The following is a 17,324-nucleotide window of genomic DNA, read 5'->3' as shown; positions in this document are numbered from 1 at the left end:
ATGTTTTACAAAAATATATTTTCTTTTTTTAAAATACTATTGTATGATAAAATTTTATTCGTATTATTGCATCATAATACCGTAAGCACTTCATACTGCGGTCAATTCAAATTAATTATCTACCTATTCTTTTTACAGTATTTCCTTTAAAATAATTAAATTCATAGAACATTCATGTTTGATATTTCTGCATTAAAAGAAATGAAGCTTGCTGAGCTTCAAGAAATAGCTAAGTTAGCTAAAACAATAAAGATTAATGGTGTCAAAAAAGAGACTTTAATTAGTCAGATTTTAGCACATCAAGAAAGTACTCTTGCCCCTGCTGAAACTCCTCAAACAGAAGCAGTTTCTGAATCTAAGGATGAAAAACCAAAAAGAGCGAGAATTGCTCCAGTGAAAACCAAAGCAGCAAATACCAAAAATACTCCCGTTTTAGAATTTGATAAAGTAGAGGAAACTGTTCAAAAAAACGATACTGCTGCAACAGCTCAGCCAATTGCAGAAGCTGTGCCGGAAGTGCAGGAAAATAAAGCAACAGCAGGAAAAAAAGAGCCTAAAATCGTAAAATTCAATAAATCGGCATACGAGAAAAAAGTAGCTCTTAAAAAAGACAAGGAAGTGGTAAGTGAGATCGCAGCCGAAGAGCCGTCGGAAACAGTTACTCCTGAACCAACAGCTGAAATGGCTGAGAAAACTGCACAAATTACCCCTGCAAAAAAGGTTAATCCGAATCAAAATAAAAACCAGACTCCAAACCAAAATCAAAACCCGAATTCGAATCAGAATCAAAACGCGAATGGAAACGGAAACGGAAATCACAATAATCAAAATCCTAATCATAAAAATAAAAAAAGCAATAATTTCAGAGATTCAGACTTTGAATTTGACGGAATTATTGAAAGTGAAGGCGTTCTTGAAATGATGCCCGACGGTTACGGATTTTTACGTTCATCAGATTACAATTATTTAGCTTCTCCAGATGATATTTATTTATCAACTTCACAAATTAGATTATTTGGTCTAAAAACCGGAGACACTGTAAAAGGAGTGGTTCGTCCGCCAAAAGAAGGTGAGAAGTTTTTTCCTTTGGTTCGTGTCTTAAAAATTAATGGGCACGATCCGCAAGTTGTTCGCGATAGAGTTTCTTTCGAACACTTAACGCCAGTTTTTCCTTCAGAAAAATTCAAACTAGCAGAAAAAGGCAGTTCTGTTTCAACCCGAATTATCGATTTGTTTTCACCAATAGGTAAAGGACAGCGTGGTATGATCGTTGCACAGCCTAAAACTGGTAAAACAATGCTTCTTAAAGATATTGCAAACGCAATTGCAGCAAACCATCCTGAAGTTTATTTAATTGTTCTTCTAATAGATGAACGTCCAGAAGAGGTTACAGATATGCAGAGAAGTGTTCGTGGGGAAGTTATCGCTTCTACTTTTGACAGAGAACCACAAGAACACGTAAAGATCGCTAATATAGTACTTGAAAAAGCAAAACGTTTGGTAGAATGCGGTCACGATGTTGTGATTTTATTAGATTCTATTACACGTTTAGCAAGAGCTTACAACACAGTTCAGCCGGCATCTGGAAAAGTATTAAGTGGAGGTGTTGATGCAAATGCATTGCAAAAACCAAAACGTTTCTTTGGAGCGGCGAGAAATGTAGAAAACGGTGGTTCTTTAAGTATTATCGCAACTGCATTGACAGAAACAGGTTCTAAAATGGACGAAGTTATCTTCGAAGAGTTTAAAGGAACAGGTAACATGGAATTACAATTAGATCGTAAGATAGCTAATAAACGTATTTTCCCTGCAATCGATCTTACATCGTCAAGTACGCGTCGTGATGATTTATTGTTAGATGAAAAAACTTTACAAAGAATGTGGATTATGCGTAAATATCTATCAGATATGAACCCAGTAGAATCTATGGATTTTGTAAACGACCGTTTCAAGAAAACCAAAAACAACGAAGAGTTTTTGATTTCGATGAATGACTAAAGAAGGTGCAAAGGTTCATAGTTACTAAGGTGCAAAGGTTTTCCTTTTATAGTCTATAAAAAAACCAAAAGGGATGAGTTTTAACTCATCCCTTTTTATGTTTAAAATTCTAGCGGTTTTGAGGTTATTTACTAAATCAAAATCAGTGTAGTTGTTAAAAGATTCTGTCTTTTATAAAAACCTCTGAACCTTTGCGGCTTTGAACCTTTGTGCCTAAATAAGCAATTTACTTCTTATCAACCACAGGTCTATTTTCTCTATTAGCTAGATCCCAAGCGATTACAAAAGCAAGTTTTGTTCTTTTAGTTAAAGCGTCGTATTCAATTTTTTCTGCAGTATCATCTTTTCCGTGGTAATCTGCGTGAACTCCGTTAAATAAGAAAACAGACGGAATACCATGTTTGGCAAAGTTATAATGGTCAGAACGCTCATAAAAATGATTTGGGTCTTTAGGATTATTAAATTTATAATCTAAGTCCATTTTGATGTATTTTTCGTTTTGAGCCACAACAGCATTGTGTAAATCAGAAGATAATCTGTCAGCACCAATTACATACACATAGTTATTTGAATTTGCATGTTCTACATCACGACGTCCAATCATATCAATATTGATGTCGGCGATAGTATTTGCAATTGGAAATAAAGGATTTTCAGAATAAAAACGAGATCCGTGCAAACCATGCTCTTCTCCAGTTACGTGAAGAAATAAAATAGAACGTTTTGGTCCGTGTCCTTGTTTTTTAGCTTTTGTAAATGCTTTAGCCATTTCTATAACTGCTACAGTACCAGAACCATCATCGTCGGCACCATTATAAATCTCACCATTTTTAATTCCGATGTGATCGTAATGAGCAGAAATTACTAAAACTTCGTCTGGTTTTTCAGTACCTTCAATAAACGCCCAGATGTTTTCAGAATCAGGCAGATTCTTGTTGCGTTTTGCATTTAAGTAGGAAGCTGGAATTGCTTGATAGTAATCTGAAGCTCCTTTTGGAAAAGAAACACCATTTTTTTTGTACTGCTCAATCATATATTTACCTGCTTTTTTTTGTCCTTTTGAACCTGTATCACGGCCTTCCATTTCGTCAGAAGCGATGATATAAAGCATTTTTTTAAGATCCTTTTCTTTAATGACGTTTACGTACTTGGTAGGATCGGAGTTGTCTTTGGAAACAGTTGACTGCGCAGTTTTACAAGAATACGCAGATGCAACCAATAATAAAATGAGTAATTTTTTCATTTTTTATAGTTAGTGTAAATTAATAAATGTGTAAAGAACGTAAAAGGTTAATAAAAACATAATAAATAGTGAGTTTATAATGAATAAGAAAAAACTTTTAATAAACGATACTATTCTAGATTCGCCGTAAAAACGATGATGTGCCGGATAAAAATAATAACACATCCATATTGTTCCCACAAAAGTAGTTATTCCTGATATATATGATAACGGGCTGTCGCCAAACAGGCCTATTAATCTGTTTATAATAAACATGATGAGGAATATCAATAAAAGGAAAGAAAAATAATGGAGGGTAAAAATACCATGGTCAAAATAGTACCAGCGTTTTTTATTATGAAAAAGCCATAAGAAAAAGGCGAAAAAAGGCATTATAATAAATAGGATTTTGGGTATGTTATGAAAAAACGATTCTATAAATTTCTCAATAATTTGCTTTTTAGTATTATTCTCTGTTACGTGGACAGCTTTTTCATACATCCAATATTCCAATGTTGATAGTTTTTCGCTTTCCTTTCCATACTTCTGAATGGAATCAATTTCTTTCATTGTTTTCAAATGAAAATATGATTTGTCTACAGTTTTTGACTTTAAGTACGATTTTTCATTCCAGCTTTTCTTTTCTTTTATCTCAGCTTTTTCAAAATTAGACGTGATTTCCTTGTCATTTTTTGCTAGGTCTTCAGTTATTTTATTTGGAAATAATGCAATTAAAAGAAAAGTTATAAAACTAATAAAGATATAAAGACGCACAGGAGCCAGATAAGACAATCGTTTTCCCGAAAGATATTCTTTGGTTAGAGTTGAAGGTTTAAAAAGCAGGTTACGAATCGTTTTCCAAAATGCATTTTCATAATGCGTTAAATCTTCAAAGAAATGAATAAATAAATGATGAAAAGTTTTTCGGCTGTCGCTGTTTTCCTGTCCGCAGTTTGGACAGAATTTCTGCTCGACAACGTGCCTGCAGTTCAAACAGGTTTTGTCTTCTCTAATTTTGCTGTGTGACATTGGTTTATTTAGTTGATTTGTTTTTGGTAAGGGTTATAATAGGTATTATTTTTTTAGAACTTCATTTAAGAACAGTTGTAAATGATCGAAAGATCTTTTTGCTGCAACAGGATTGTAAGCTGCTCCTTTAGAATTATCGCTTCCTGCTTCTGGATTAGTAAAAGAGTGAACAGAATCAGCGTAGTAAATCATCTGCCAGTCTGCTTTTGCATCACGCATTTCTTGTTGGAATGCTGTAATTTCGTCTTTTGGTACAAACGGATCATCAGCCCCATGGCAGATTAAAACTTTAGCAGTTAAAGGTTCTGTTTTACGACTTGCATCTTTACCTAAGCCACCATGGAATGAAGCAACTCCTTTTACGTTTAAATGACCTCTAGCAGCTTCTAAAACCCCAGTTCCTCCAAAGCAGTAACCAATAGCGACAATATTATCGGCGTTTGCTCCAGATTTTACCAATTCTTTCAGAGCAGCATCGATACGCTTTTGGTATGCTTCATAATTAGTTTTGTAAAAGCCAGCTTGTTTTCCAGCTTCGCTGGTATTTTTCGGGTAATTTCCTTCGCCGTAAATATCTGCGATGAAAACGTGATAACCCAATTTAGATAATTCTGTTGCAATTCCTTTAGAAGCATTGTCAATTCCGAGCCAGGCTGGTAATAATAAAATTCCTGGATTATTGGTGCTTTTTTTAGCAGATTTTATAAATAAGCCGTTTAGCTGCTGCGTGCCTTCGGTGTATTTTACGGGTTTTAATTGTGCGTTCATAAGGTTTGAAAATAAGATTGCACTGAATAAAATTAATACTGCATTTTTCATAATTCTACAATTTTTAACAAATATCAGAAATATTATGTTACAAAAAAACCTCACAAGTAAATTCCTGTGAGGTTTGTAACTATTATTTTAAAAAAGAATAAAAGATCTTCTTATAATGAAATATTTCTTTTAAAAGCACAGCCCAATTCAACAATCGAATCGGTTTTAGCGATGCCTGGAATTCCGTCTATTTTTTCATAAAGAATGCGTCGCATATGTTCATGATTTTTGGCAATTATTTTAATGTACAAAGTAAATGAACCCGTAACATAATAACATTCTGTGATTTCTGGAATTTCTTTAAGAGCTTCAATTATGCGGTCAGAATCTGAATCTTTGTTTAGTGTAATTCCCGTAAAAGAAGCCCAGTCATAGCCGATTTTCTTTTCCTGAATAATAGGTTTTATACCGCCGATTACACCTTGTTCTATCATTCTGTTAATACGCTGATGCACCATAGTATTTGATATTTTCAAATTAGCAGCGATCGCAGAAAAAGCCATTCTGCCATCTTTTTCTAATTCCTTTATAATACTAATATCAAATTCGTCTAATAATTCCATTCAATTAAATTGTTTAAAAAATTCGGTTTTTGGTATTCATAAAAGTAATTAATTTTTTTAATAAACAGTCATAAAATTAAATTTGACTCAAAATAAATATAGCTTTTTATTGATCTTAAAATGTAATTTTTGACTTTAATTTTGTTATTTTTAAGTCAAAATATAAATTTACAAGCTTAATTAATTTAATTTTTAATATTTTTGCAGAAATAAAAAGCAGATTATGATAAGTACAGAAAAAGCGCTTTCATCAAAATCAGAAATTTTGATTGAAAAAGAAAATAAATATGGAGCTCACAACTACCATCCGCTTCCAGTAGTTTTAGAACGCGGAGAAGGAGTATATGTTTGGGATGTTGACGGAAAAAAATATTTTGATTTCCTTTCAGCTTATTCTGCGGTGAATCAAGGGCATTGCCATCCGAAAATTGTAAATGCAATGGTTGAACAGGCTCAAAAACTGACTTTGACTTCTCGTGCTTTTTACAATGATAAACTAGGAAACTACGAAGAATACGTAACCAATTATTTTGGTTTCGATAAAGTTCTTCCAATGAATACGGGAGCTGAAGCGGTTGAAACCGCTTTGAAGATTTCTAGAAAATGGGCTTACGAAGTAAAAGGAATTCCTGAAAACCAAGCACAGATTATAGTGTGCGAGAATAATTTTCACGGAAGAACTACTACCATTATTTCATTTTCAAATGATGAAACAGCGCGTAAAAATTTCGGTCCTTTTACAGACGGCTTTATAAAGATTGAATACGATAATCTTGAAGCTCTTGAAAACGCTTTAAATTCTTCAAAAAATATCGCTGGATTCTTGGTTGAGCCTATTCAGGGTGAAGCAGGAGTTTATGTTCCATCTGAAGGTTATTTAGCGAAAGCAAAAGCGCTTTGCGAAAAACACAATGTACTTTTTATTGCAGATGAGGTGCAAACGGGAATTGCACGTACAGGAAAACTATTAGCCGTTCATCACGAAAATGTGCAGCCTGATGTTTTAATTTTAGGAAAAGCAATTTCTGGCGGTGTTTATCCAGTTTCGGCTGTTCTATGTAACGACGAAATTATGAACGTAATTAAACCTGGACAGCACGGTTCTACTTTTGGAGGAAATCCAGTTGCAGCGGCCGTAGCGATTGCAGCTCTTGAAGTTATTAAAGACGAAAAACTAGCTGAAAATGCAGAGCGTTTAGGAGTTATTTTAAGAGATGGATTAAATAAAATTGCCGAGAAAAATGATTTAATTACGCTTGTCCGTGGAAAAGGACTTTTAAATGCAATCGTTATCAATACAGATGAAGAATCTGATTTGGCTTGGGAAATCTGCCTAAAATTTAGAGATAACGGATTATTGGCAAAACCAACTCACGGAAATAAAATTAGATTGGCTCCGCCTTTGGTAATGACAGAAGAACAAATTAATGAATGTCTGGAGATTATTGAAAAATCTTTGAATGATTTTAGATAATCGAATGGAAATATAAAATAAAAAAGCAGCAAATAAATTGCTGCTTTTTTTGTACATCATTTTTTGTTTTTAAAAAGCGACTATTTTACAACAATCGCTTTTTGTTATAATTACTAAAAATATCAAAAAAAGTAATTATTTCTTAGCAGCAGCACCTGGAATCAACTCATTTTTTTGTTTGAATTTGCTGTATTCTACAACTCCGGTTTTATCTGCCCAGTCAAAATATTTTGCAGAAAGATCGTTTACAATTCCTGGATTTTGTGCAGCAACATTGGCTGTTTCTCCACGGTCTGCTTCAAGATCGTAAAGTTCCCATTGATAAGACGGATAAATAGAAACCAATTTCCATTTTCCTTCTCTAACTGCTCTATTTCCAGCTCTTTCCCAGAATAGCGGCGCGCCTCTGTTTACTTCAGAAGCATTGTCAAATAAAACAGGAAGCAAACTTTTTCCTGGAAGTGGATTAGCAGTTACTCCGTTTAAATTTTTAGGATATTCAATTCCAGCCAATTCGTAGAAAGTAGGAGCAAGGTCAATAATATGTCCAGTTCCTTTGTCAATTCTTCCTGCTTTTATTTTTGATGGATACCAAGCAATAAACGGAGAGCTGAAACCGCCTTCGTGCATATTGTTTTTATAATCCTGCAAAGGTGTATTAGAAAGATATGCCCAGTTTTGTTCCTGATAATCAAAAGAACCAGAAGTTCCAATTGGTCCATCGTTGCGAACCAAACCTCTTCTCAATGGATTGTAAGTATTGAAACCGCCTTGAGCCCCATTATCGGCAATAAAAATAATCAGAGTGTTTTTGTCTTTTTTCAAAGCTTTTAATTTGTCTAAGACTTTTCCAACATTTTGATCCATGTTATCTACCATTGCCGCGTACACTTCCATTTTGGCTTTCCAAAATTGTTTTTCGTCATACGTCAATTTATCCCATTCTGGTACTTCTGGGTCACGAGGAGCAATAGTTTGACCTGGAAGCAGAATTCCGTTTTCTTTTAACTTTTGAATTCTTTTCTCTCTTAAAGCATCCCAGCCTTCATCAAATTTTCCTCTGTATTTGGCAATATCAACAGGTTTTGCCTGCAATGGCCAGTGAGGCGCTGTAAATGCTAAGTACAAAAAGAAAGGCTTGTTTTCTTTGTTTTGTTCGTCTAAGAAAGTAACGGCATTATTTCCGATTTCATCTGTGAAATAGTACGAATCATCTTTTGGATGCAATTCTTCATTGTTACGGATCATTTTTACAGGATAAGCCGTCTTTCCGAAAGGAAGCGGTTTTGTATCAAAATAATTCGCAGCACCTTTTAAAATTCCGTAAAATTTATCAAAACCTCTTTGATTTGGCCATTGCGCTTGATCTTCAGAACCTACGTGCCATTTTCCAGACATTAAGGTGCTGTAACCACCAGAACGGAAAACTTCTCCTAAGGTTAAAGATTCTTTGTTGAGATAACCTTGATAGGCAGGTAAACCCAGATTGACGTCAAAATAACCAACCCCAGCTTTGTGCTGATACTGCCCCGTCAATAATGAAGCTCTCGTAGGCGCGCAGATTGAGTTGTTGTAAAATTCGCGAAGTCGCGTTCCTTCTTTCGCTAAACGGTCTAGATTTGGCGTTTTAATTTCAGATCCATAATTTCCCAAATCCGAATAGCCCATATCGTCCACCATAATCAAAATTACGTTTGGTTTAGAAGATGCGGTTTGAGCTTCGGTTTCATAAGAACCAATTATTCCCGTCAATAAGACAGAAAATAAAATGTTTATTCTTTTATTCATTTTATAATAATTTACTGTTAGTATATTTTTATTTTTTTAAAGGTTTCTAACACATAGAAACATAGATTTTTTTTGGTTTAAGTAGTATGTAAAAGAGAAATACATTTCGCAACACATAGCTATACTAAATCTTAATCCATCTTTATTTGAACAAGTGAAACGCCTTTACACAGCATTTAAAAACTATGTTTGTAGGTATTTAAAAAAATTATCTCCAAGCCGGAACCTGTTTTAAATTCTTATTCAAATCCAATTCTCTTTGCGGAATAGGAAAGTGAACGTGTTTTGGCTGTGCATTTGTTTTTCCTGCCGCTTTTAGTTTTGCGACAAAATAATCTGGACCTCTTCTAGCTAGATCAAACCAGCGCTGATATTCATAAACCAATTCTTTTCTTCTTTCTTCAAAAACCGCTTCTCTAAAAGCATCTTGACTTAACGCAGGCGATGTTGTCGCTAATAAGTCAACGCCGGCTCTGGTTCTCACTCGGTCAACTGCCGCATAAGCTTCTACAGTTGGTCCTCCGTTTTGTTCGTTTAAAGCTTCTGCATAAATCAGTAATACTTCTGCAAACCTTATAATTGGCGTATTTTTAGAAGACTGTCCAGGCGAAGTTGGTGTTGCAGGATCAAAATATTTATTAAAATGAGGGGTTACTTTATATGTTTTTCCATCGGTTGGACTCACAAATTCTACAGCAAAAGTGATGTACTTTCTCTTGTCTGTTTCGGCGAAAGCTTCAAAAAGTCCGCCTTCTTTATGCAACGCATCAGCTTGATCACCTGCAATTCCAGGAACAGAAGTTGGTGCAGCTGTCGAAGCCAGCATATTTCCGTTCCAGTTCGTCAGACCTTTAAATTGTGCAGAGAAAATATGTTCTTTTCCGTTTTTGGTTGCCACATTAAAGACATCAGCATAATTTTCGAACAAATCATAAACTTTACTGTCAATGATTTCTTTGCTTTTTTCGGCTGCTTTCTGCCATTTTTTTTCGGTTAGATATACTTTCGCTAAAATGCTTTTTGCAGCGCCAGCCGTTACGCGTCCTTTGTTTTGCTGCACAACTGGAAGTGCTTCGGAATCAATCAGGTCATTTTCGATTTGTGTGTAAACTTCAACTTCTGGAGTATTACTCACATTAATAGCATCTGGATTTAAAACAGTCGTTTCGTGTAAAACCAAAGGAACATCTCCAAACCATCGTACTAAGTTAAAGTATAATAAGGCTCTTAAGAACTTTGCCTCGTTAATTAAATCTTTGTCTTTCTGTGAATTAAGATTTGGATTCTTCGAGATATTATCAATAGCTACATTCGCTCTATTGATTCCGTCATAACTTTGTCTCCACAGTTCGATCATACGATCGTTTGATGCATCGTGCGTTAAATTGGACAAAGCTCTAACATGCGCATTTCTAGCTCTTGGTCCTGCTTCGTAATCGTCGGTTGCCATTTCAGTTGAAATTTGGATTAATCGATTGTACAAAGTATGTGTAGAACTGTTTATCGCATTATGAATCGCGATCACGGCCGCATCTGCATCTTCAGTTGTTTTATAAAAATTGCCAGACGAAATAAATGCTTTAGGATCTTCGTCCAACGGATTGCAGGCACTTATTAAAAAGAGAACTGCCAAACTGTATATAATTGTCTTTTTCATGATAAATCTTTTAGAATGTTACACTTAATCCGCCTGAAATAGTTTTAGATGCTGGATAAATCCCTGTATCTGTTCCTGGAGAAATTGTGGTTCCGTTAGTCACTTCAGGATCGTAACCGCTGTATTTTGTCCATGTCAATAAGTTTTCTCCAATTACACGGAATTTCACTGACGTTAACCTTAGTTTTTCGGATAATTTCTTTGGCAGATTGTAACTTAAAGTGATGTTTTTTAATCTTACAAATGAACCGTCTTCTACAAAACGATTAGAGAAAACCGGTGCGGGATCTAATTTAGCTCGAGGTGTTGTATTGCTCGGATTTGTTGGTGTCCATGCATCTAATGCAGATGTAGAAGCATTTTGCTGTCCGTTGTACAATTCTAAAGCCTGCAGGTTTCCGTTCAGGATTTTATTTCCAACAGAACCATTTACTAAAACCGCCAATTCAAAACCTCTGTATGTAAAATTATTAGAGAATCCGAAGACAAAATCAGGTTGTGCATCGCCAATACTTGTTCTGTCGGCTGCAGTTGTAAATGCGCCGTCTCCGTTAATATCTTTGTACAAACGATCTCCAGCTTTTGGTGCTGCATTTCCCGTAAAAACGCCTTTTGTGGCAACTTCATCTGTTTGTAAAATTCCGTCTGTAACTGCACCATAAAAAGTTCCCAAAGACTCACCAACTTTTAAAATGTAGTTTCCGAAAGTGTAGAATTCAGCACCATTTCCTAATGCAATAATTTTGTTTTGATTGAAGGCAATATTGAAATTTGATGTCCAAGAAAAAGCAGTATTTCCAAGAGAAGCATTCAAACCAATTTCTAAACCTTGATTTTGGACAGAACCAAAATTTTGTAATGAAGAAGTAAATCCAGTTGTGTATGGAAGCTGTACATCTAACAATAAATTTTTGGTTGTTTTACGATAGACGTCAATAGTTAAATTCAATTTATCTTCGAAGAATCCGACGTCAAGACCGGCATCAAACTGGTTAGTTAATTCCCATCCTAAATTGTCGTTTGCAATTCGCGTAGGCGTAAAACCAGTATATATTTGATCTCCAAAAAGATATTTTACACTCGTTAAAGTAGATAAAGACTGGTATTCTCCAATTTCCTGATTTCCTGTTGCGCCCCAGCTGCTTCTAATTTTTAGACTATTAATTATATTTTTCACAGGACTAAAAAAAGCTTCGTTGCTAATCTGCCAAGCCGCGGCGACAGAAGGGAAATAACCCCATTTATTGTCTTTTCCAAAACGAGAAGAACCATCGGCTCTGATACTTCCTGTTAAGAAATATTTCGAATCATAATTGTAATTGACTCTCGATAAGTACGAATTCAATGCCCAAGTACTTTCGCCAGAAGAAGGCATTAAGGCGATATTACCACTTTGTAAACTGTAATAAGAAGTAATATCATTTACATATTGCTGCGATCCTGCGTTATTGAATTCTCTCGTAGAACTTTGCTGTGTGTAACCAGCCAGAGCGTTTAAGTGATGTTTTTCGCCAATTACGGTTGTATAGGTTAAAGTATTTTCGTTTAACCAGCTTCTAGATTCTGCATTTCCAATTTTTCCTTCTCCATTTGTAATCGAACCTTCGTAAATAGTTGATGGCAGATAACTTTTTTCTTTATTGAAAATCATATCAGTTCCAAAAGAAACTTTGAAAACTAAATTTTTCAAAATATCATATTCGCCATAAATAGTTCCCAGAATACGGTCGGTGATAGATTGATTTTTGCGTTCGTTTAGAGTGGCAATTGGGTTGGCAAAAATATTCTCAAACGGATTTCTTAACGTATAACTTCCGTCTGGCTCATAAATCGTTGCAGTAGGAGGCATGCTCAATAAAGCAGTTACCAAACCAGTTGGAGCCACTTTTGCTTTTGTTTCTGCGATCGTTAAGTTTAAACCAAATCTGGCTTTACTGCTTATTTTTGAATTTAAATTTACACGTCCGCTGAAACGCTCGAAACCTGTATTTTTAATAATTCCTTCCTGATTGTAATAATTTCCAGAGACAGCATATTTAGTCTGGTTATTGCCGCCAGAAATACTCAATTGATGATTCTGTGTTAATCCTTTTTGGAATGCTGCGTCTTGCCAGTCAGTTCCTTTACCTAGTGCAGCAATCTGAGCATCACTTAAATATTGATTTGTTCCTCCAGCGGGATTAGAATCGTATAAAGCCGCATTTCTTAGTCTGGAAAAACCTTGGGCATCCAATAAATCAATCTTTTTGCGAACTTCCTGCTGACCAATTGTAAAATCGTAATTGACAGTTGCAGCAGTATTTGAACCTTTTTTTGTGGTAATAATAACAACTCCGTTAGCTCCTCTAGAACCATAAATTGCAGTAGACGAAGCATCTTTTAAAACAGTAATCGATTCAATATCTGCCGGATTTATAGTCGAAAGTGGATTTGTCGGCGTACCGCTCAAAACTCCAGAAGTCACTTCTGAATTATATAAAGGAAAACCATCAATTACATACAAAGGTTCATTTCCTCCTTGAATCGAACTCCCCCCGCGAATACGAATACTCATTCCTGCGCCTGGCGCACCCGAAGTCTGCGTTACGTTTACCCCCGCAACAGAACCCTGAAGCGAACTTTCTAATGTTTTTTGTGTGGCTTTTAAGGACATTTGGGCTACAGTTTCTGCAGCTCCTGTATAATCTTTTTTAGAAGTACTTCCGTATCCGATAATTACGATTTCATTTAATTCTTTTACGTCTTCTTTTAAAGAAATTTGAACAAAATCTTTTGTTGCAATATGTTCGGTTGTTACATAACCTAAATAGCTTACTACTAAAGTATATGGGAATTTTTGTCCTGTCTGGAAATAGAATTTTCCGTCTAAGTCTGTTACTGCTCCATGAGTTGTTCCTTTAATTTGAACAGAAACTCCCGGAAGCGGCTGATTGGTTACCTGATCGATAACGGTACCGTTTAAGGTCGAATTAATTAAGGGTTGTGTATTTTGCGCTTTAATTCCCGTAGAAATTAAGAACACAAAAATCCACAAAAAGGCTTGTAATTGCTTGTTCATTACTTTTTGGATTTAAATAATAAAGCGATTCTCGAAACTGATTTTTCAATTTCCGAAGGCTTTTTTTTAGTGATAAATGTTCTTTGAGTCTTGCCATTTCCGTTGCCGCAGAAATGCTTTTTACTATGAAAGAGTAGGGCAGTGCATTATTTTCATTTTAGTCTTGATTTAGTTATTGCTTTTTTTTTAGTTATTATAATTTGACATAGTTCTTCTCTTAATGCAGCGATACATTAATAAGTATTGTCAATATGATTTTAGTTTGTGAATTTAATTTCGAATTGAAGCGAAAATTAAGATTGGATTCTAACAGCACATACACATATAACTTAAGGTGTTATAAGTGATTTTTTTAGGAAGAATGTAATGCGATGTGTAAGCTGTTGTTTTCAAAATGTAGTTCTTTTATTTTATAACTCTACTAATCCTATAGACAAAGTTAAATTTATTATAATGAAAACCAAAAGATTATTTAATTTTTTTGGAAATATTGAATATAAAAATGATTTAAGTAAAAAGTAAAAACATGTAAGGTATTGATAATCAATTATTTTATTTTGAATTTGGAAACTAAAAGAACAAATAAAAACTGATTGGATTTATACAGTTTTTACTTGCTTTTAAGGTCTGTTACTTGAATTACAAGAGTAAACCCGACAGGTTTTAAAACCTTTCGGGTTTAGATAAATATCGAGATTATTTTCAAGGATTAAAAAGCAAAAAAGCTATAATCAAAGTAATGATGATATTGAATAATTGAGCGGTCAAAAATGCGATTAAAGGTTTTTTGCTATTATGCTGGAGCAAATCTCTAAAATTAGTTTCCAAACCAATACTCGTAAAGGCCAAAGCAAACCAAAGTCCCTGTAGATTTTTTAAACTGTCTTTCAAGCCCTCTCGAGTTTCAGGAGAAATGAAAAACGAAAAGACAATTGACGCGGCAATAAAACCTATGACGAATTTTGGAAAGCGTTCCCAAATTATGCTAAACGTTGGTTTAGAATCCTTTACTTCAGAAGATTCATTATGCGTGTAAGTCCAATATATGGAAATGGCAAAAGCGGCTAAACCCAATAAAACATTTTGAGAAAATTTTACAATCGTGCTTATTTTTAAAGCAGTTTCTCCAACCAAAGTTCCAGAAGCGACAACTGCTCCAGAAGTATCGATACTGCCTCCAAGCCAAGCTCCTGTAACTTCTTCCGGAAAATTAAAATGACTGGCAATTATCGGCATAAAAATCATCATTGGAATCGCAGTAACTAAAACCATCGAAATTACATAAGATAATTTTTTAGAATCTCCTTTTATAGCCCCAGAAGTTGCGATTGCTGCAGAAACACCGCAGATAGAAACCGCGCTCGAAATCATCATCGTTAATTCGTCATCGACTTTTAGTTTTTTACACAACCAGAATGCAAAATACCAAACAGACAAAACAACCACCAAAGCCTGAATTAAACCTAAAGATCCTGCTTTTAGAATATCCGAAAAAATGACACTTGTTCCCAAGAGTACCAGTCCGATTTTGACAAAAAGCTCGGTTGACATTGCAGAACGAAACCACTCGGGAAGCTTGAAAAAATTTCCGATAATCAATCCGATAACTAAACTGAAAATAACAGCTTCCAGATTTAGAGCTTTTACTTCTGTATTTCCTGCAATGATTAAAGCAATGATCGTGAGTATATAAATAATTGGAAATCCGAAAATGAAATTTTTAACTGATTTTCCAACGAAGAAGGTTCCAATTATTCCAATCAAAAGAAAATAAAGGAATTGAAAACCAATAATTTGAAGATTTTTTATTTCGAATACATTTTTAACTAAATCAGTTTCATTTGTCCATTTGAAGACAGGAACTTGTGGAATAAAAATAAAAAGAGAAATTCCGATAATGATAAAACCGAGAATGACGACGGTCCAGTCTTCGTGTATTGTAAATTGTTTTGTTGAGGTTGACATTGAATTGTTTTCTTTCCTGTAAGGTTTCCAAAACCTTGTAGGTATTAATTATAGATTTGAATTTTAGATTAAACCCAACAGGTTTTTAGAACCTGTTGGGTTTTTATAAAGGATAATTAGAGATCGACAAAGTATTTTTGTTTACCAAAATCAAATTCATAATAGGTTAGATTTGGCCAAAGCGGTTTAATCAGGCCTTTTTCCCAAGTTTGTAAAGCAGTTTGTAACTCTTTTACCTTTTCTGGATTTTTCTGCGCAAGATCTGTTTTTTCAAATTTATCAGAAGCAAGATTGTACAGCCAATTTTTGTGTGTTTTGCCGCTAATGACTAATTTCCACTCGCCGCTTCTAATCGCTTTTGCATCGCCCGAACGCCAGTAAAGATCTTTATGAGCAGTCTTATTTTTATTTACTACAGCAACCAAATCAACTCCGTCATAAACGCGGTCTTTTGGTAAATCAGAATGTATGGCTGCTGCAATTGTGGTGAAAAAATCTAAAGTGCTGACAGGTTGTTTATAAACTGTATTAGGTTTTATTTTTCCCTTCCACGAAAGTGCAAAAGGAACATTAATACCGCCTTCGAAATGAGAAAATTTACCACCTTTTAAAGGTGCATTTGTGGTCGCAAAAGTATAATCGGCACCGCCGTTATCACTGGCGAAAATAATTAAAGTATTTTCTTCAAGTCCTTCTTTTTTTACTTTTGCCCGAATTCTGCCAATCGCATCATCCAGAGCGCTGATCATCGCAAAATAAACACGTTTGTTTTCGTCTTTCACATTCGGAAAACGATCATAATATTTTTTACGAACTTGAAATGGCGTGTGCGGTGCATTAAAAGGAATGTACAACAGGAAAGGTTTGTCTTTATTTTTATCAATAAAAGATTCGGCTTCATCCGCAAATTTTTCGGTTAAATAGGCTTTTTCATCAATAATAGTATTGTCTCGGCGAATTTGTCCGATTCCGACACGTCCCTTTCCCCAAATGGTTTTGTCGGTAAAATCTTTGTGATGATGATTGATAATATCTGGATTATTGTCTTCAGGAGCAAATAGAGAAAACGCCTGATAAAATCCGTAATGATAATCAAAACCTCGGTCCAAAGGAAAAAATCCTTTATTGTGGCCCAAATGCCATTTTCCGATAATACCTGTAGTGTAACCTTGCCTTTTGGCTAAATCGCCAAATGTGATTTCAGATTTTGGTAAACCCTGCGTTGCAATTGAGGCATCGTTTGGATATTCGATCTTATCATTTAATCTCCAATTGTTGGTATTCAGTAAATATTTGAAAGCGTAATATTCTAAATTGTTTTTAGGATAACGATCTCCCGGCTGATATTCATGTCCAAAACGTTCCTGATATCTTCCTGTAATTAATCCAGCTCTCGAAGGCGAACAAATAGCAGCCGATGCATATCCATCTGTAAATGTAACACCAGAAGCCGCTAAAGAATCAATCTGCGGTGTTGGAGTAGATTTTCCGCCGTAGAGCGAAATATCATATTTACCTAAATCATCGGCAAGTAGAATAATGATATTCGTCTTTTTGCTTGATGCTGAATCAGACGGAGCTTTTGATGCTAGAAATTGCTTTTTGCCTTCGGCTAGTTTTTGATCTTCTTTTACTAAGGTTTCATTGATATTTATGGGCCAAAATAGAAAAGCGGCCAGAATAAGCAGTATAATTAAAATTGTTATAGCAACTTTGGTAATTTTTTTCTTGGTTGACATATTGGTTTTGGT

General features: G+C 34.8%; 11 protein-coding genes. 2 read left to right on the top strand and 9 right to left on the bottom strand.

From position 1 onward, the window contains the following. Window positions 1-174 precede the first annotated feature (174 nt). Entirely contained in the window at window positions 175-1,998 is a 1,824-nt protein-coding gene (rho, locus tag HYN86_RS19145) for a transcription termination factor Rho (RefSeq protein ID WP_113679496.1), read from the top strand. A 226-nt stretch (window positions 1,999-2,224) separates the two neighbouring features. Here the strand turns inward: rho and HYN86_RS19140 are convergent, their stop codons facing one another. The 4 genes from HYN86_RS19140 to HYN86_RS19125 form a co-directional block, all read right to left on the bottom strand. Further along, window positions 2,225-3,241 carry a M28 family peptidase gene (locus HYN86_RS19140; RefSeq protein WP_113679495.1) on the bottom strand — a complete coding sequence of 339 codons (1,017 nt, stop codon included), beginning with the start codon at window positions 3,239-3,241 and terminating at the stop codon, window positions 2,225-2,227. Window positions 3,242-3,250: 9 nt separating this feature from the next. Further along, on the bottom strand, window positions 3,251-4,249 hold the full coding sequence (locus HYN86_RS19135; RefSeq protein ID WP_113679494.1) for a DUF3667 domain-containing protein: 999 nt from the start codon (window positions 4,247-4,249) through the stop codon (window positions 3,251-3,253). A gap of 45 nt (window positions 4,250-4,294) precedes the next feature. Next, window positions 4,295-5,068, bottom strand: a complete 774-nt coding sequence (locus HYN86_RS19130; protein WP_113679493.1) for a dienelactone hydrolase family protein — start codon at window positions 5,066-5,068, stop codon at window positions 4,295-4,297. Window positions 5,069-5,178: 110 nt separating this feature from the next. Next, complete coding sequence (locus HYN86_RS19125; protein WP_057116602.1) at window positions 5,179-5,631, bottom strand: Lrp/AsnC family transcriptional regulator; 453 nt, start codon at window positions 5,629-5,631, stop codon at window positions 5,179-5,181. A 223-nt stretch (window positions 5,632-5,854) separates the two neighbouring features. On the opposite strand from HYN86_RS19125, the gene rocD reads away from it, so the two are divergent. Next, window positions 5,855-7,105 carry an ornithine--oxo-acid transaminase gene (rocD, locus tag HYN86_RS19120; RefSeq protein WP_113679492.1) on the top strand — a complete coding sequence of 417 codons (1,251 nt, stop codon included), beginning with the start codon at window positions 5,855-5,857 and terminating at the stop codon, window positions 7,103-7,105. A gap of 135 nt (window positions 7,106-7,240) precedes the next feature. Here rocD and HYN86_RS19115 read toward each other — a convergent pair whose 3' ends face one another. The 5 genes from HYN86_RS19115 to HYN86_RS19095 all read right to left on the bottom strand — a co-directional run bounded on the left by HYN86_RS19115 (window position 7,241) and on the right by HYN86_RS19095 (window position 17,312). After that, window positions 7,241-8,893, bottom strand: coding sequence for an arylsulfatase (locus HYN86_RS19115; protein WP_113679491.1), 1,653 nt, complete (start codon window positions 8,891-8,893; stop codon window positions 7,241-7,243). A gap of 208 nt (window positions 8,894-9,101) precedes the next feature. Then, window positions 9,102-10,550, bottom strand: a complete 1,449-nt coding sequence (locus tag HYN86_RS19110; RefSeq protein ID WP_113679490.1) for a RagB/SusD family nutrient uptake outer membrane protein — start codon at window positions 10,548-10,550, stop codon at window positions 9,102-9,104. A gap of 10 nt (window positions 10,551-10,560) precedes the next feature. Further along, the gene (locus tag HYN86_RS19105; protein WP_113679489.1) at window positions 10,561-13,608 is read right to left on the bottom strand and encodes a SusC/RagA family TonB-linked outer membrane protein; all 3,048 of its coding nucleotides are present in this window, start codon (window positions 13,606-13,608) and stop codon (window positions 10,561-10,563) included. Window positions 13,609-14,310: 702 nt separating this feature from the next. Beyond that, window positions 14,311-15,573 carry a YeiH family protein gene (locus HYN86_RS19100; protein ID WP_113679488.1) on the bottom strand — a complete coding sequence of 421 codons (1,263 nt, stop codon included), beginning with the start codon at window positions 15,571-15,573 and terminating at the stop codon, window positions 14,311-14,313. 116 nt (window positions 15,574-15,689) lie between these two features. After that, a complete protein-coding gene (locus tag HYN86_RS19095) occupies window positions 15,690-17,312 on the bottom strand; it encodes a sulfatase-like hydrolase/transferase (protein ID WP_113679487.1) in 1,623 nt (540 codons plus the stop codon). Between the last annotated feature and the right edge of the window lie 12 nt (window positions 17,313-17,324).

Source organism: Flavobacterium fluviale (assembly GCF_003312915.1).
Taxonomy (GTDB): Bacteria; Bacteroidota; Bacteroidia; order Flavobacteriales; family Flavobacteriaceae; genus Flavobacterium; species Flavobacterium fluviale.
The sequence above is the reverse complement of the archived record's forward strand: the minus strand, read 5'-3'. Positions and strand labels throughout refer to the sequence as shown.

Coding starts and splice junctions, on each gene's coding strand:
- HYN86_RS19095 (WP_113679487.1), bottom strand. CDS start 17,312: ATGTCAACCAAGAAAAAAATTACCAAAGTTGCTATAACAATTTTAATT.
- HYN86_RS19140 (WP_113679495.1), bottom strand. CDS start 3,241: ATGAAAAAATTACTCATTTTATTATTGGTTGCATCTGCGTATTCTTGT.
- HYN86_RS19100 (WP_113679488.1), bottom strand. CDS start 15,573: ATGTCAACCTCAACAAAACAATTTACAATACACGAAGACTGGACCGTC.
- HYN86_RS19115 (WP_113679491.1), bottom strand. CDS start 8,893: ATGAATAAAAGAATAAACATTTTATTTTCTGTCTTATTGACGGGAATA.
- HYN86_RS19125 (WP_057116602.1), bottom strand. CDS start 5,631: ATGGAATTATTAGACGAATTTGATATTAGTATTATAAAGGAATTAGAA.
- HYN86_RS19130 (WP_113679493.1), bottom strand. CDS start 5,068: ATGAAAAATGCAGTATTAATTTTATTCAGTGCAATCTTATTTTCAAAC.
- rho (WP_113679496.1), top strand. CDS start 175: ATGTTTGATATTTCTGCATTAAAAGAAATGAAGCTTGCTGAGCTTCAA.
- HYN86_RS19135 (WP_113679494.1), bottom strand. CDS start 4,249: ATGTCACACAGCAAAATTAGAGAAGACAAAACCTGTTTGAACTGCAGG.
- HYN86_RS19105 (WP_113679489.1), bottom strand. CDS start 13,608: ATGAACAAGCAATTACAAGCCTTTTTGTGGATTTTTGTGTTCTTAATT.
- rocD (WP_113679492.1), top strand. CDS start 5,855: ATGATAAGTACAGAAAAAGCGCTTTCATCAAAATCAGAAATTTTGATT.
- HYN86_RS19110 (WP_113679490.1), bottom strand. CDS start 10,550: ATGAAAAAGACAATTATATACAGTTTGGCAGTTCTCTTTTTAATAAGT.